The organism is Ruegeria sp. BH6, assembly GCF_056538105.1.
The window spans coordinates 87,854-102,546 of record NZ_JBQFSR010000003.1 but is presented as its reverse complement, the minus strand read 5'-3'; the positions used below and the strand labels follow the sequence as shown (position 1 = coordinate 102,546).

Sequence of the window (14,693 nt, the reverse complement as noted above, 5' to 3'; positions counted from 1 at the left end):
ACTTGCTTGAATGTCTACTTTGCGAACAAAGCTGCCATTGATTGTCCAACGCAATCGGCACTCGAATTACCTCGGTCGGTGAGTAATCCGCATTAAACTTTTTCACTTTCCAACCGGCGTCAGTTCTATTGACACCATACTTATTGGTCACCCAGCGATATGGTAGTGTTCTCGCGCAGACAACACGTTGGATCGCGAATTGACCGTGTTTAGGTTTTCCCCTGCGAAGTATCCCCACCTATAATGGACTGCCACCAGCAAACGTAGTGGCAAGCGCTGTCAACGATGTCGTCGCCCTGGGTGGGCCCTATGCCGGATGCATGGGGCTGGAGGCCGATGCACAGAGGCACGTCAAAAACCAGAACCTAGTGTCGGATCGAATAACCTGGGAAATCGGATGGTGAAGATGGGACGCCGCCTCGCGCGCACCGCCGTTAGGGACGTCCCGCGAGAGGTCGAACTTGAGTTCGCTCGAAACTGGGCCGCAAATGTTCCGCAGCCCGATCACGAGAGGTTTCTACTCACACTAACGTTGGCGCGACCAAGCCGGCAAAAAGGGTCGCGTAGTGGAAGATATTGCAGGCGTCAAACAATACTAATTTCAAAGGAGCAACGAACGGGAAACAAATTGTGATTAGAAATTAGATAATTACGGACCAGTTTTGTGGTAGACTAGGATGAACTTAGCGCGCTGGGACGAAGGAGTACGAAACCTAGAGGAACTTTTAAAATGGAGATTTTCGAGCAGTTTGCAGAAGAGTATGGGCGGACAAAGCTCATCGAAATGACATTGCAGGACTATTTGCTGGAATGTCGTGAAGACCCAACTATGCGGGCTACCGCAGCCGAGCGGATGATCGCCGCGATAGGCGAGCCCGAGCTTATTGATACCAGTCAGGATGCTCGGCTCAGTCGCATATTTCTTAATCGAACAATCAAGCGATACAAGCCCTTCCAGGACATATATGGCGTCGAAGAAACCATCGAGCGCATCGTTGGCTTTTTCCGCCATGCCAGCCAGGGTCTCGAGGAACGCAAGCAAATCCTCTATCTGTTGGGCCCAGTCGGTGGGGGCAAGTCAACGCTTGCCGAGATTCTTAAGAACCTGATGGAGCGGCAGCCGATTTATGTACTGAAGGCGGATGACCAGATTAGCCCAATCTTTGAGTCGCCGCTTGGCCTTTTCGACCGTGCGCGGATGGGGGATATGCTAGAGAACAAATACAATATCCCCAAACGGTTGTTGAACGGATTGATTTCGCCCTGGGCTGTCAAACGCCTGCAGGAATTTGACGGCGATATTTCCAGATTTTCGGTTGTCAAACTCTACCCGTCGAAACTGCGCCAGATTTGCGTTGCGAAGACTGAACCGGGCGATGAAAACAACCAGGACATCTCTTCGCTTGTCGGAAAACTCGATATTCGCAAGCTGGAGGAATTCAGCCAGAACGACCCAGACGCCTATTCCTATTCCGGTGCTCTGAACCGCACCACGCAGGGGTTGATGGAATTCGTTGAGATGTTCAAGGCGCCGATCAAGGTCTTGCATCCGTTGCTGACCGCCACGCAAGAGGGGTCTTATGCTGGTACGGAGAATATCGGTGCTTTCCCCTTCCAGGGTGTGATAGTTGCGCATTCGAATGAAGCGGAATGGCAGCAGTTCAAAAACAACAAGAACAACGAGGCCTTTCTGGATCGGATCAGTTTGGTCAAGGTTCCCTATTGCCTACGTGCCTCGGATGAATCCCAGATTTACGAGAAGTTGCTTGAGGAAAGCAGCCTAGGTGAATCTCCCTGCGCACCCGAGACGCTGTCTATCCTGAGCCAGTTCAGTGTTTTGACTCGGCTAAAAGAGCATGAAAATTCGCCAACATTTTCTAAGCTCCGCGTCTATGATGGTGAAACACTGAAGGATACCGATCCCAAAGCGCGGTCAGTGCAGGAATATCGGGATGCGGCCGGGGTGGACGAGGGGATGACGGGCACATCGACCCGCTTTGCCTTCAAAGTGCTGTCCGAGACCTTCAATCACGACACCGAGGAAGTGGGCGCCGACCCGGTTCATCTGCTTTATGTTCTTGAACAGGCGGTGAAACGCGAGCAATTCCCCGACGAGATTGAAAGCCGGTATCTATCTTTCATGAAAGACGATCTGTCGCCGCGATACGCGGAGTTTATCGGCAACGAGATCCAAAAAGCCTATCTGGAATCCTATTCTGACTTTGGTCAGAACCTTTTTGACAGGTACATCTCTTTTGCAGATGCATGGATCGAAGATCAGGACTTCAAGGATCCGGATACCGGCCAGATTCTCAATCGCGGCGTTCTGGAACAGGAGCTTGAAAAGATCGAAAAACCGGCCGGAATTTCCAATCCCAAGGATTTCCGAAACGAAGTGGTCAAATTCGTGCTGCGCGCGCGGGCCAACAACCGCGGTCGTAACCCTGACTGGCGCAAATATGAAAAGTTAAGAAGGGTTATCGAAAAGCGCATGTTCGGCCAAATTCAGGATCTTCTGCCTGTCATCAGCTTTGGCGCTAAGCGGGACAAGGAAACCGAAGCCAAGCATAACGAGTTCATTGATCGCATGATCGGCCGCGGCTACACGCGCCGTCAGGTCAGGCGCCTGGTTGAATGGTACATGCGGGTCAACAAGGCAGGATGAGGAGTCTATGCTCAAATGGCCCATTTCATCGATCGAAGGCTAAACCCCAAGGATAAGAACCTTGGGAACCGCAGGCGGTTTCTGCGTCGGGTTCGATCTGCCGTCAAAGAGGCGGTTGACGAAAGTGTCCGGCGTCGGAAAATCGCTGATGTCGACCAGCAGGAAAACATCTCGGTATCGTCAGAAGGGATCGGGGAGCCGCATTTTCAACATGACAGCAAAGGTGGTTCCAGACACCGGGTTCTAACCGGAAACAAGACGTTCAAGGCAGGTGACCGGCTTAAGAAACCCCCGTCGGGTCAGGATGGGCAAGGTGGACGTGAGGGGGCACCCGATGGAGAGGGCGAAGACGAGTTCATGTTCGTCCTGTCGCGGGACGAGTTTCTTTCCATGTTCTTCGAGGATCTCGAACTGCCCGACATGGTAAAACGCAGTCTGAAAGAGGTTGCCGTCTCCAAACCGCACCGCATGGGATATACTGCCGCTGGGACGCCCGCCAACCTCAGTGTTTCGCGAACAATGCGCAATGCGTTCGGGCGACGTCTCGCAATGCGGCGCCCGACAAACACCGAGATACAGGCTCTTACGCAACAGGTTGAAGAATTGGAGGCGTTGGAAAAACCAGATGCGGCGCGAAAGGCGGAAAGGCAGTTGCTGCGCGAGCAGCTCGACAAGATGCTACGGCGACGTAAGATCATTCCCTACATTGATCCGCTGGACGTACGTTACAAGTATTTTGAGATGCGCCCCGAACCGGCAGCTAATGCGGTGATGTTCTGCCTGATGGACGTTTCGGCCTCGATGGGAGAGCGGGAGAAGAGCCTTGCTAAGCAGTTCTTCGTCCTGCTGCATCTTTTTCTCAAGCAACGCTACGACAAGATCGAACTAGTATTTATCCGCCACACGCAGATTGCTGCGGAAGTCGATGAAGATACCTTCTTTCACTCCCGCCAAACCGGTGGGACGGTCGTGAGCAGCGCGCTTAACGAGATGAAAAAGATTATCGAAGCCCGCTATCCGTCCGCACTGTGGAATATCTATGCCGCGCAGGCATCGGATGGTGAAAATTTCAGCGGAGATTCGCAACTGTGCGCCGACCTGCTGAACAGTGAACTGATGAAGTGGTGCCAATATTTCGCCTATACGGAGATCGTCGACGAGACCGAAGCCAATCTGATGAACAGCGAAGACAATGGTATGGAGCTGTGGCGCTCGTACCGACAGGTCGCAGAGGCTTGGCCAAACTTCGCCATGAAACGGATCGCGCGCGCCAGTGACATCTACCCTGTTCTGCACGAGTTGTTTGCGCGCAAGACGAACGGAGTTTCCAATGGCTGATCGGACCGAAGTTAGGGTGCCGCTGTTTGAAGGCGCAGAATGGGATTTCGAGACCATCCAGCGCAGCTTTGACGCGATCGAATCTGTGGCGATTGATGATCTCGAACTTGACGTCTATCCCAACCAGATAGAAATCATCTCGTATCAGCAAATGCTGGATGCCTATTCGTCGACCGGGATGCCGCTCATGTATAGGCACTGGTCCTTCGGGAAGCGTTTCGTTCACGAAGAAAAAGCCTACAGCAAGGGCGCAAACGGTCTTGCCTATGAGATCGTCATCAATTCCGATCCCTGTATTTCGTACTGCCTCGAAGACAACACTATGGCGCTTCAGGTCCTTGTGATTGCCCACGCGGCCTTTGGGCACAATCATTTCTTCAAGAACAATCACCTGTTTCGTCAGTGGAGTGATGCACAGGGTATTCTCGACTACCTCGACTACGCGCGCGGCTTTATTGCCCAATGCGAAGAACAGCACGGGGAACGCGAGGTTGAGCAATTGCTGGACGCCGCCCACGCGCTCATGCCGTCCAGCGTTTTCCGGCATAGGCGCCCGCCCCACTCATCGCTCGCGGATGAGAGAACCAGACAGCGTGAGCGGCGTATCGAGGAGGAAAGGGCGGTACACTATTTGTGGGACGCCTTCGATCATCCCACACAGTCATCGAAAACCGATGAAGAGGCGCGGAAACGCAAGCGTGAAATGGGGTTGCCAGAAGAAAACCTGCTTTTTTTCGTTGAACGCCACAGCCCGGTTCTGGAGTCTTGGCAACGTGAAGTTTTGCGTATCGTTCGCAACATAGCTCAGTATTTCTATCCGCAGCGCCAAACCAAAGTGATGAATGAAGGGTGCGCCTGCTTCGTTCACTATTACATCACCAACGAGCTGCACCGCGCCGGTCTGCTGACGGATGGCGCCATGCTGGAAATATTGCACAGTCATACCAATGTGCTGACGCAGCCCGGCTTTGACGCTCCGAACGCGATGGGGATCAACCCTTATGCGCTGGGTTTCGCGATGATGCAGGATATCCAGCGCATCTGCACCGACCCGACCGAGGAGGACCGGGAATGGTTTCCGGACATAGCGGGAAGCGGCGCGTGGCGCGATATATTAAAGGATGCCTGGGCCAACTATCGGGACGAGAGCTTCGTGCAACAGTTCCTCAGCCCCAATGTCATGCGCCGATTCCGCATGTTTTCACTGACCGATGACGAGGGGAAACCTTTCTACACAGTCGACGCAATTCATGACGAGCGCGGTTATCACCAAGTGCGCGACACCTTGGCGCACGGTTTCGACGTTTCGGAACACGATCCCGATATTCAGATCGTTGACGTAGATTTGATGGGCGATCGTCACCTCAGGTTAAATCACTCCGTGCGCAATGGTGTGCCGTTGAACAAAAAGGCGTCCGAAGCGACTTTAGGCTATCTGCAGCAAATCTGGGGTTTTGATGTGGCGTTTGAAAACTAGGTTCGGGACCCATTGATATCCGCTTTGCGGCGTGATTCATCGTTCAAAGAATGAGCGGTGACCTATCTGATCTTCTCTGGCTGAGCCATGCGCAGATGGTGCGTCTGCAGTCCTGTTTCCCAAAGCCCCACGCCAATCTTAGGACGACAGCGGACAGCGACAGTACCAAAGCATTTTGATCAAGATAATGTCGCGCGGATATCGACGCGCTATGGAAAGATTGCGCCGAGTTATTGTTATCTTCACGTTTGGGACAGCGATGCTTCTGTTGTACCGAAGGTTAATGCAACAAAACCGCGTCAAGAAACCCACCGATCTGGGGCGATCCACAGGTCACTTCAACCTAATAACTGAACGGGGCCAGTTCTTTAGCAACCCGAAGCCCATCCACTTCCGAACGGCTTAGCGCCAATTCCAGATCAAAGCTCGCTGCGCAAACGCCTGAACTCAGCATGGCAGGCGCAAACAGTGATCCATCTTCCTTGCCCCAGTTGGCAACATCTATCAGAGCGTCCGTTTAGGTATGGTGATCTTAAAAAAGTGAACAATCTCCACCAGGCTGTGCCCCGATTTATGTCATGCCCATCGGACATTGCCGCGGACGATCAACTTTAATGCCCAGATATTGGTCATGCGGCCTCGCGATGCAGGGCCTGACACAGGCAGTGAACGCCACCGCCGCCCAAGGTGAACATTGACATATCAGGATCATAGACCTGGAACCCAAGGGCCCGCATTTTTGCGTTTAGGTCGGTAGCACCAGCCATAGACAGTACCTTGCTATCCCCTAGCGCCACCAGATTAACCCCGAGGTTTTTGGCTTCGCGGAACTCGACATCAACTATTTCAATGCCCCATCCTTTGATAACATCCACCAACCAAGGCTCCATCGCGTCAATGCAGGCCACGGCAAGTTTCTCGGCCAACGGAACGATTAACCCGTCCATGTGGACAAACTCGCGACTGATCGGGGCAACGACTGCCTCCCAACCCTCGGCGCGTACAAATTCGGCTACTTGTTCCGATCCCTCTTGCTCAGACCGCTCACCACAATAGCCAATTAGAACACGGCCAGGTTCGATGATGTTGAAATCACCGCCTTCAAAGTGTCCTGCGGTCGCAAATTTCCAAATCGGGATATTGTTGTCCTGATAAAATTTTATCGCGGTGGCATAATCCGCACGCCGACACTTCAACTGCATATGGCAAATCAAAGCGCCCCAGGGGGTCATCGCCGAGCTGTCACGGGCGAAGAAATTGCGGTGAAGGACCGGATCACTGTCCAGATAGTGACAGTTCACGCCGTTTTCTTCGTAAATCGACACCATTTCAGCATGTTGTGACATCGCCTGTTGTAGATCAAAGGTCGCGCCGGTTTTGTGCGCATTGGCCAACGTCCGACCGATCAATGGGCCTGCTTCAACCCATTTGAAGTATTCAGGACGACCAAGCAGAACATCCGTAAGTTTTGCGTAGTCATTGTTGATTCCCCATTTGGGCGCATTTTCCGCGTTCAACGCCATGGTGCCATTTCCTCTGGTCTCATTCCTGGTATTGCAAAGCTTGGCACGGCAATTAAAATTATAAAATTACAAAGTAAGAGATATTACTTGCATAAGTATACAAGTAAAGGTCATGTATGCTGCCTCCTTCCTTATCGAAAGCCGACATTCATCTGCTGCACGTGTTTTCTGTCGTCGTTGAAGCACGCGGTTTCTCGGCAGCACAAGTTGTTTTGAACGTGTCCGCGTCGACGATTTCGCGCCAGATATCCGATCTCGAAATGCGCTTGGGTCTGAGACTGTGCCAGCGAGGACGCAAGGGGTTCCGCCTAACCGACAAAGGAGAAATCGTCTATGCAGCCTCTCGCAAGCTCTTTGCAGCATTGGATCTGTTTGGTGAAACCGTAGACGGGACGCGCGGGAAACTGGTCGGTCGGTTGACTATCGGAGCAATCGACAATTGGGTTTTCAATGACAACGCGCCTATCGTACCAGCTTTGTCAGAGTTTGCTCGTATTGCGCCAGATGTGGCCATCGAATTGCATTCAATTGCGCCTGGCGATATCGAGATAGGGGTTCAGGACGGACATATCGCTTTAGGCATCGGAGTGTTCCACAATAAAAAACCGGGGTTGATATATGAGCCGCTGAAAACGGAACGAATTGGCCTGTATTGTGGACAAACCCATCCTTTATTCAAAGCAGAACCGAAGGCCGCCGTTGATGAATTTCTTTCTCAGGCAAACTTTTGCAATCGTGCCTATTTGAACGAACAAAAAGTTGCGCCGGTTTCACGCGGCTTACGCTCTACAGCCAAAGCGCATCAGATCGAAGGCGTTGCCATGTTGGTGCTGACTGGTCGTTTCATCGGCTATCTTCCCGAAGGCTTGGCTGATATCTGGGTACGTCAGGGACGAATGCGCTCAGTCGGAAATGGTCGGTTCGATCAGAAGTCGCATATCACGCTCGTTCGCAAACGTGGTGACGAACCAAATCTGGTGGTTAAGACCTTCACAGAACTACTTGTACGCGCATGTAAATCTGATCTGTCTTCAGATTCCTCTCTGTGGGCAAGGTCTGCTACTCTCCCTAAAGGCTGATTGTCTTGCGCTCGCAGCGAATGACCGCTTTCCGCCCGAACTCTCACGTGTATCCAACGGCCCGAACCGGCCATTGAACAAGTCTCATGTATTCTGCAGTGCAGCTGATCGATGCAGACCTTAGCTGCACCGGCATACCGCACCCCAAAATCATTCCATGTCATTCAAACCTGACCAGGAAGCCATAGGACGATAGCAGGGAAGGCAACGAGCATCGCGATTGTTGCAGCATCCGCCAGAAAGAAAGGTGTTACACCTTTAAAAACATCCTGAACGCTTAGGTCATCACGAACGCCGGCCACGACAAAGCAATTCAGCCCAATAGGTGGGGTGATCAGGCAAAACTCGGCCATTTTAACAACCAGAATACCAAACCAGATAGCGCACATAGGCCCAGACATACCGAAGGTACTTTCGGCGGCGCTTACGGTTTCGCCACCGTTCAACGCCATGACCGCGGGGTAAACTACCGGCAACGTCAGCAGCAGCATACCTATCGCATCCATGAACATGCCCAGTACAGCGTAAGCCAGAAGAATACAGATCAGGATCAGCATCGGAGACATCTCAAGCGAGGTAATCCAGTCGGAGAACGCACTTGGCAGTTCGGCGAACCCAAGAAAACGAACGTAGACCAAAACGCCCCAGATGATCGTGAAAATCATGACGCTCAGCTTGGCAGTTTCCAAAAGCGCGTCTTTGAGCTCGGACCAGCGCATGCCTTGATACAGCGCCATCAGGAACACCACAAATGCTCCAATTGCGCCGCCTTCGGTTGGCGTACCCCAAGCATCGCCGCCGAACGGGTTGTAGACAAAGAAGATAATGGTGACGACGACAATCACGATGGGCAATGCGGGCGGCAACGAGAGGAAACGTTCTTTCCATGTAAATCCGGTGACTGCGGGACCAAATCCTTTGATCACGACGGCCATGCCAATGATCAGCAAGCCATAGATCACAGCCGAGAACATGCCCGGGATAAATCCCGCCAACAGCAGTTTGCCCACGTCCTGCTCGACGATAATCGCGTAGATGACCAGAATGGCCGAAGGCGGGATGAGCGAAGCGAGTGTACCGCCTGCAGCGACGACACCTGCAGCAAAACGCTTGTCGTATCCGATCTTCAGCATCTCGGGGATGGCGATACGGGCGAACACAGCGGAAGTGGCGACCGAGGCTCCGGATACCGCGGCAAACCCAGCGGTTGCGAAAACGGTCGAAACCGCCAGCCCACCGGGGACCCACGCCAGCCAACGCTTCGCGGCTTCGAACAGTGCCTTGGTCAGGCCCGCGTAATAGGCGAGGTAACCAATCAGGATGAAAGTCGGGATAAGGCTCAACGCCTGGCTTGAAATCTTGGAGTGCGGCACCTGCCCCGCTGTTTTGACGGCCACAGTCACAGCCTTGCCGAACCGCGCCGGGTCATAACCAAACTTGGCCCAGAAGATCCAGATTAGACCAACCATGCCAGCTGTCGCTGCGGCGAAGGCCACGCGCATCCCCAGCACCACAAGAACAAGCATACCGCCCGAGATGATCAGACCAATATCAATGGGTTCCATCAGATTAAACCTCAGTTATCGTGGCCCGAGACGTGCTCGGCTTCCATTGCAGCTTGAGTGGCTGCGTCAGCTATCAGCGGGACGGCAATAGGTGCTTGATCGGGGTGCCGGATCGCGCGACCGTAGGCCCAGAGCTGTAAAGAAAGCCTTAGGCAAAGCACGCTAAAGGCAACGGGGGCCAACAGCTTTGCGGGCCACAGCGGGATACCTATGTCGATGGAGCTGTCGCGGCTCCAGAGTGGAGCACCAAAGTCAAAGCTGCGTGCGAAATGCGCCCAGCTCCCCCAGATCAGCATGACGATCAACGCCAGAATGACAGCGGTGGTGATGAACTCAACGATATAGAGTGTCCGGCCTCTAAGCGCTCCAACAACCATGTCCATTCGGATATGACCGCCATCACGCTGCGCATAGGAAATCCCCATGAAGGCGATTAACGGCATGGCCTGCTCGATCCAGTCCACGTAACCGGGAAGTGGCGCATTGGCGAAATTCCGACCACCAACGGAGACTACGGCCATGACCATCAGCGAGAAAACCGCAAGACCGCTGATCAGGGCCAGAAAGCTTTCCAGTTTGTAGAGATGTTGATCGAGAATGCTGAGACGGCTGTCGTCAGACAGCACCTGGGATGACCCGGCCATCGTTGTACTCCGCTGTCAGGGGAAAAGGCACCCGACGCCAGCTAGGCGACGCCGGGCAGTGAGTGGATTAGCTGCCGTTTGCGATCTTCCCGGTCACAAGGTCATAAAGCTCTTGTGCTGGCAGGCCACGCTCGGTGTTTTCTGCAATCCAGGCCTCGGCCGCGGGGGCGGCAGCGGCTTCTTTGAACGCTGTGATTTCTTCATCGCTGAAAGTGACCCGTTCGATGCCGCGTTGATCCAGCTCAGGGCCCCACGCTTCCATCGTTTTGGTCTGGTAGTGGCTCACGTAGTGATCCAGTGCCTCTTCCACCGATCCCAGCAGAGCTTCGCGGTGTTCGTCAGACAGATCTTCCAGTGCCAGCGTGTTCACCACGACAGGGCAGTTGACGGTGCCGGGGTTGAGGTTCGTCGTCCACCACGTGCCATTCTCAATGGTGCCGAAGGACATATGCGCGTGTGGCGCAAAGCTGACCGCTTTGACGATGCCGCTGTCCATTGCCTGACGCACTTCGGATGCAGACATCGAGGTCGGAACTGCTCCAACCGTCTCCATCGCCTTGCCGATGCCACCAGTCGCCCGAACGCTCAGACCTTCAAAATCGGTTAGGGATTTGGGTGCTTCACCGACACCAACAAGGTTGTACTGCGGCAGCGGAGACGGCATCAGCAGAGTCGCGTCCCAGCGGGCCAGATCTTCGACAACGGCCGGATGTTGATAAACGGCCATCGACAGGTCGACTTCCTGTTCAAGGGATGTCACGCCCAAAAACGGCAGTTCCAAGACAGTGATCGAAGGGTTCTTATCGCGGTGATAGCCAGCGCAGAACTGGGCCATTTCAAACGCACCAATCGAAATCCCATCGAGGTTTTCTTTGTTCTTCGACAGGCCACCATAGCTGATGTTGAGCGTGAACTCACCGCCCGTCTTTTCGTTCACCAGCTCCGCAAGTTTCTCGACGTGTTCGGTAAAGGCACGACGCTTGCCCCACAGGGAAACGTTCCATTCGACAGCCAGTGCTTCGGATGCAACGGTCAGCGACAAAGCTGCAATGGCCGCCCGGTTAAGATGTTTGCGCATAGTGGCTCCTCCCAGATCACGCAATGTGTTTGGGCAGAGTATTCAGGATGCGCAGCAGCCTGCCTATGAAGGAAAATGCGCGAGGAATTTCTGTTTCCCTGCGGATATCCGCAGAGTGGTTTCGCTTACAACAGCGCCTCCTTATCGAGACCGAGTTTGACGATCTTTTCGTTGAGCGTCCGTCGGCCGATCCCAAGCGCTTCGGCGGCGGCATCCATGCGGCCTTTATGCGCCTTGATGGCTTTGCCGATGAGCTCGCGTTCAAAAGCAGCAACCGCTTCGCGTAGGGTATCCGGCACTTCGTCGAAGTGCTGATCGCTTTGGATGGCCTGGGCCATCGACCCTCCTCCGCGTCGGGCCGCCAAAATGCGCCGTTCGCAGACATGGCGCAATTCACGCACATTGCCGGGCCAGCTATGTGAAAGCAGAGCGGCCAAATCGTCCTGATCGAGTTCTGGCGCGTCTATCTCATAAACCTTTGCGTATTCGTTCAAGAAATGCGTTGCCAACAGAACCAGATCATCCCGTCTTTGACGTAGCGGAGGTAGAGACAGGACGACAGTATTCAATCGAAACAAAAGGTCCTGACGCAAGCGGCCTTCGTCTGCTGCCAGTACAACGTCTTCGTTGGTTGCTGATACGACTCTGAAGCTTACCGGCACCGGTGACACAGCCCCCACCGGCAGCACCTGCTGATCTTCGAGGACCCTCAGTAGCTTGGCCTGCGCCGCTGGTGGGCACGAGCAGATTTCGTCCAGAAACAAGGTCCCTCCCGACGCCGCCGCAAGCCTTCCGTCGGATTCACCCGCGATGCCGAACATTTCCGCTTCAAACGTATCGGCCGACAATGCAGCGCAATTCAGCGCCAGAAACGGTGCCTCCGGCGAGCGGCCCAAATCATGTAAAGCGTGAGCAACCAGCTCTTTCCCGGTGCCCGTATCTCCCTGCAACAAAACCGCAACCGATGTATCAGCAAGATCAAGTACTTCTTGTCGCAAGTCTGTAATGGCGTCTGTTTGGCCCAGCAGGATGCGGTCAAGGCCTGACAGCTTGAACAGCCGGTCTTTGAGGCGGGCATTGCTTCTTCGCATTCTGTTTTGTTCAGCTGCGTGCCTCAGGACCGTAAGCAATCGCCGTGGTTCATATGGCTTTTCGATGAACCCGTACGCCCCGTCCTGTATGGCCTGAACCGCCATCGGGATGTCACCATGTGCCGAAATCAATACAACCGGAGGCGCCACTTGTCTGTCCAGACTGGCCAGCAATTCAAGCCCCGACATACCCGGCATACGCACATCGGACAGAATGACATCGGGCGACGCGCTGGCCAGATACTCCATCACGTGGGTCGCGCGCGACAGGGCGCTAACAGTCCAGCCGGCGGCTTCGAGCAACTCGACAAGAGACTGTCTCATTGATTTATCATCATCGACGACCAGAACTTTAAAGGGTTGCCGCTGGGTCATTCGTTCGTTTCGTTAGTAATTGAGGCCGTCGGGAAGGTGACACGAAAAACTGTTCCGCCGCCATCACGATTTCGGGCCGTCATCTTGCCATCGTGATCTTTGACAATGCTGGTGGAAATGGCCAGTCCCAAGCCCATGCCTCTCCCGCTCTCTCTTGTGGTTACAAATGGCTCTTGCAACTCAGCCAGCGTTGCCTCACCCAACCCGTGACCGTTGTCCTGAATTTCCAACACCGCTTCATCATCAGTAGCTTTGACAGCGATATGGATTTCAGGTGCATCCACTTCGTCCATCGCGTCAATCGCATTGCGCAAAAGATTAGTGATGACTTGTTCGATCCGCAGTGCACTGCCCCGGATAAAAACCGGACCGGTCGGCGCATCAACTGAGATTTTCACCTGGCCCTGCTCGATGTTTGGCGCAACCAGAGCCAATGCGGCATTGACCGAGGTGCATAAGTCTACGTCGTCGAACGCCTCGCTCTCTGAGCGCGCGAAGAACCGCAATTGGCGCGTGATCCCTTCCATCCTGTCGACCAGACTTCCAATTTTTTGTGGTAGCTTAGACCCACTGGAAGATGAGATCTCTTCTGCCACCAAGTGATTGCGCATCGCAGCGATCGGCTGGCCCAGTTCATGCGTGACCGACGCGGATAGTTGCCCCAAAGCCGCTAGTCGGCTTGCGCGCTCCAACTCGCCCTGAGTGCGTTGGAGGCTCCGCTCGGCTGTCTTGCGGTCGTCGATTTCGATGGCGAGCCTTTCATTTGCCTCGCGTAGCTTTGCTTCTTCCTCTTCGGACCGCACCAAGGCTGCGCTTACGCGCCTTGCGCGTTGTATCTGGAAAAAGATAAATGTAAGCCCCGCCAAAAGGACAAAAACTGCAGTTACAAGCCAACTGCGCGCTACGGCCTGATCGTCACTTGCAAAATAGTGAAGCGACCAGCCATGGGGTAAATCCGTAGCTGCAAGATGCAGACGCTTCGTCCCCGCAATTCTGGCCTGATCTCCCGGCAACTCAATCCAGTCCAACGCATCTAAGTCTTGCCCCGGGAACTGCCTGGCATCTCGAATCCGTTCTTGCTGTGGTTCTGACAATGGCGTCAACGCGCGATATTGCCAGTTCGAGTTCGAAGAAAGCAGAACAACGCCGTCTTCATTGGCCAAAAGAACCTGTTCGCCCGAGTTTTTCCAACTATCCTGAAGATTGGAGAAATCGATCTTAATCGCTATGACGCCAGTTGAAGCGCCCTGGTCGTCAAGCACTGCGTTGGCGATGAAGTATCCTGGCAGACCAGTCGTTGCCCCGATGGCATAGAAGCGGCCCTGTTCACCAGAAATGGCAGTTTGGAAATACGGACGGAAAGCGTAGTTCTGGCCAACAAAGCTCCCAGTGTTGCGGTAGTTCGATGCGGAAATCGTGATCCCGTCTTCGTCCATCAAGTAGATCGCATCCAGCCCCGCCTGTTCCGCAAAATCCTCGAGGCGTCGGTTCAAAGTTCCGGTGCCGTCCCCTTCAGCTGTTCCAATTACAAAGGAATCCTGTGACAGCACATATGTGAGGTGGGAAAATCGTTCGAGTTCGCTGTTTACCGAGCTTTGGTAAAGAGAGAGCCGGCCCTGAGCTTTCGAAAGCTCCTCCGAAACGAAGTACTGGTAAGAAACCAAATAAAGGCCAATGCTGGCGGCAATGGCTATCAAAATACCTACAATATACGAAGCTGATCGCATCGAATGCCCATGAACTGCGACGGCATAGGATCACAGTAGGTATTAGCCGTCCATCCCAAGAGTACTAAACTAACATTTGGATGTTTAGGCCAAACAAGAATGACCGAGTAATTAGAGAACGCGAAGCAATG

10 protein-coding genes are annotated in these 14,693 nt (G+C 53.8%); 4 read left to right on the top strand and 6 right to left on the bottom strand.

Annotation, left to right across the window (positions count from 1 at the left end):
• Window positions 1-730 precede the first annotated feature (730 nt).
• From ACR0B8_RS08460 to ACR0B8_RS08450, 3 genes are read left to right on the top strand one after another with little or no spacing between them, the layout of a single operon-like run.
• Window positions 731-2,665 (top strand): PrkA family serine protein kinase, encoded by a 1,935-nt coding sequence (locus ACR0B8_RS08460; protein WP_170359454.1) that lies wholly within the window; start codon window positions 731-733, stop codon window positions 2,663-2,665.
• Window positions 2,666-2,680: 15 nt separating this feature from the next.
• A complete protein-coding gene (locus tag ACR0B8_RS08455; RefSeq protein WP_170350197.1) occupies window positions 2,681-4,003 on the top strand; it encodes a YeaH/YhbH family protein in 1,323 nt (440 codons plus the stop codon).
• Window positions 3,996-5,480, top strand: coding sequence for a SpoVR family protein (locus ACR0B8_RS08450; RefSeq protein ID WP_170359452.1), 1,485 nt, complete (start codon window positions 3,996-3,998; stop codon window positions 5,478-5,480). Before ACR0B8_RS08455 ends, ACR0B8_RS08450 begins: the two co-directional genes overlap by 8 nt.
• Before the next feature lie 629 nt (window positions 5,481-6,109).
• Here the strand turns inward: ACR0B8_RS08450 and ACR0B8_RS08445 are convergent.
• Window positions 6,110-7,003, bottom strand: coding sequence for a dimethylarginine dimethylaminohydrolase family protein (locus tag ACR0B8_RS08445; RefSeq protein ID WP_170359450.1), 894 nt, complete (start codon window positions 7,001-7,003; stop codon window positions 6,110-6,112).
• Window positions 7,004-7,119: 116 nt separating this feature from the next.
• On the opposite strand from ACR0B8_RS08445, the gene ACR0B8_RS08440 reads away from it, so the two are divergent.
• A complete protein-coding gene (locus tag ACR0B8_RS08440) occupies window positions 7,120-8,082 on the top strand; it encodes a LysR family transcriptional regulator (RefSeq protein ID WP_170359447.1) in 963 nt (320 codons plus the stop codon).
• Between the two features lie 164 nt (window positions 8,083-8,246).
• On the opposite strand, the gene ACR0B8_RS08435 is transcribed toward ACR0B8_RS08440, so the two are convergent.
• The 5 genes from ACR0B8_RS08435 to ACR0B8_RS08415 all read right to left on the bottom strand — a co-directional run bounded on the left by ACR0B8_RS08435 (window position 8,247) and on the right by ACR0B8_RS08415 (window position 14,562).
• Entirely contained in the window at window positions 8,247-9,647 is a 1,401-nt protein-coding gene (locus ACR0B8_RS08435) for a TRAP transporter large permease (RefSeq protein ID WP_226688866.1), read from the bottom strand.
• A gap of 11 nt (window positions 9,648-9,658) precedes the next feature.
• Window positions 9,659-10,291, bottom strand: a complete 633-nt coding sequence (locus tag ACR0B8_RS08430; RefSeq protein ID WP_425082380.1) for a TRAP transporter small permease subunit — start codon at window positions 10,289-10,291, stop codon at window positions 9,659-9,661.
• Window positions 10,292-10,358: 67 nt separating this feature from the next.
• Window positions 10,359-11,369: a TRAP transporter substrate-binding protein DctP gene (dctP, locus tag ACR0B8_RS08425; RefSeq protein WP_480658411.1), complete on the bottom strand. Its 1,011-nt coding sequence runs from the start codon at window positions 11,367-11,369 to the stop codon at window positions 10,359-10,361.
• 125 nt (window positions 11,370-11,494) lie between these two features.
• Window positions 11,495-12,835: a sigma-54-dependent transcriptional regulator gene (locus ACR0B8_RS08420; RefSeq protein ID WP_480658412.1), complete on the bottom strand. Its 1,341-nt coding sequence runs from the start codon at window positions 12,833-12,835 to the stop codon at window positions 11,495-11,497.
• Window positions 12,832-14,562 (bottom strand): sensor histidine kinase, encoded by a 1,731-nt coding sequence (locus tag ACR0B8_RS08415; RefSeq protein ID WP_480658414.1) that lies wholly within the window; start codon window positions 14,560-14,562, stop codon window positions 12,832-12,834. The genes ACR0B8_RS08420 and ACR0B8_RS08415 overlap by 4 nt, the downstream gene beginning before the upstream one ends.
• Window positions 14,563-14,693: the final 131 nt, after the last annotated feature.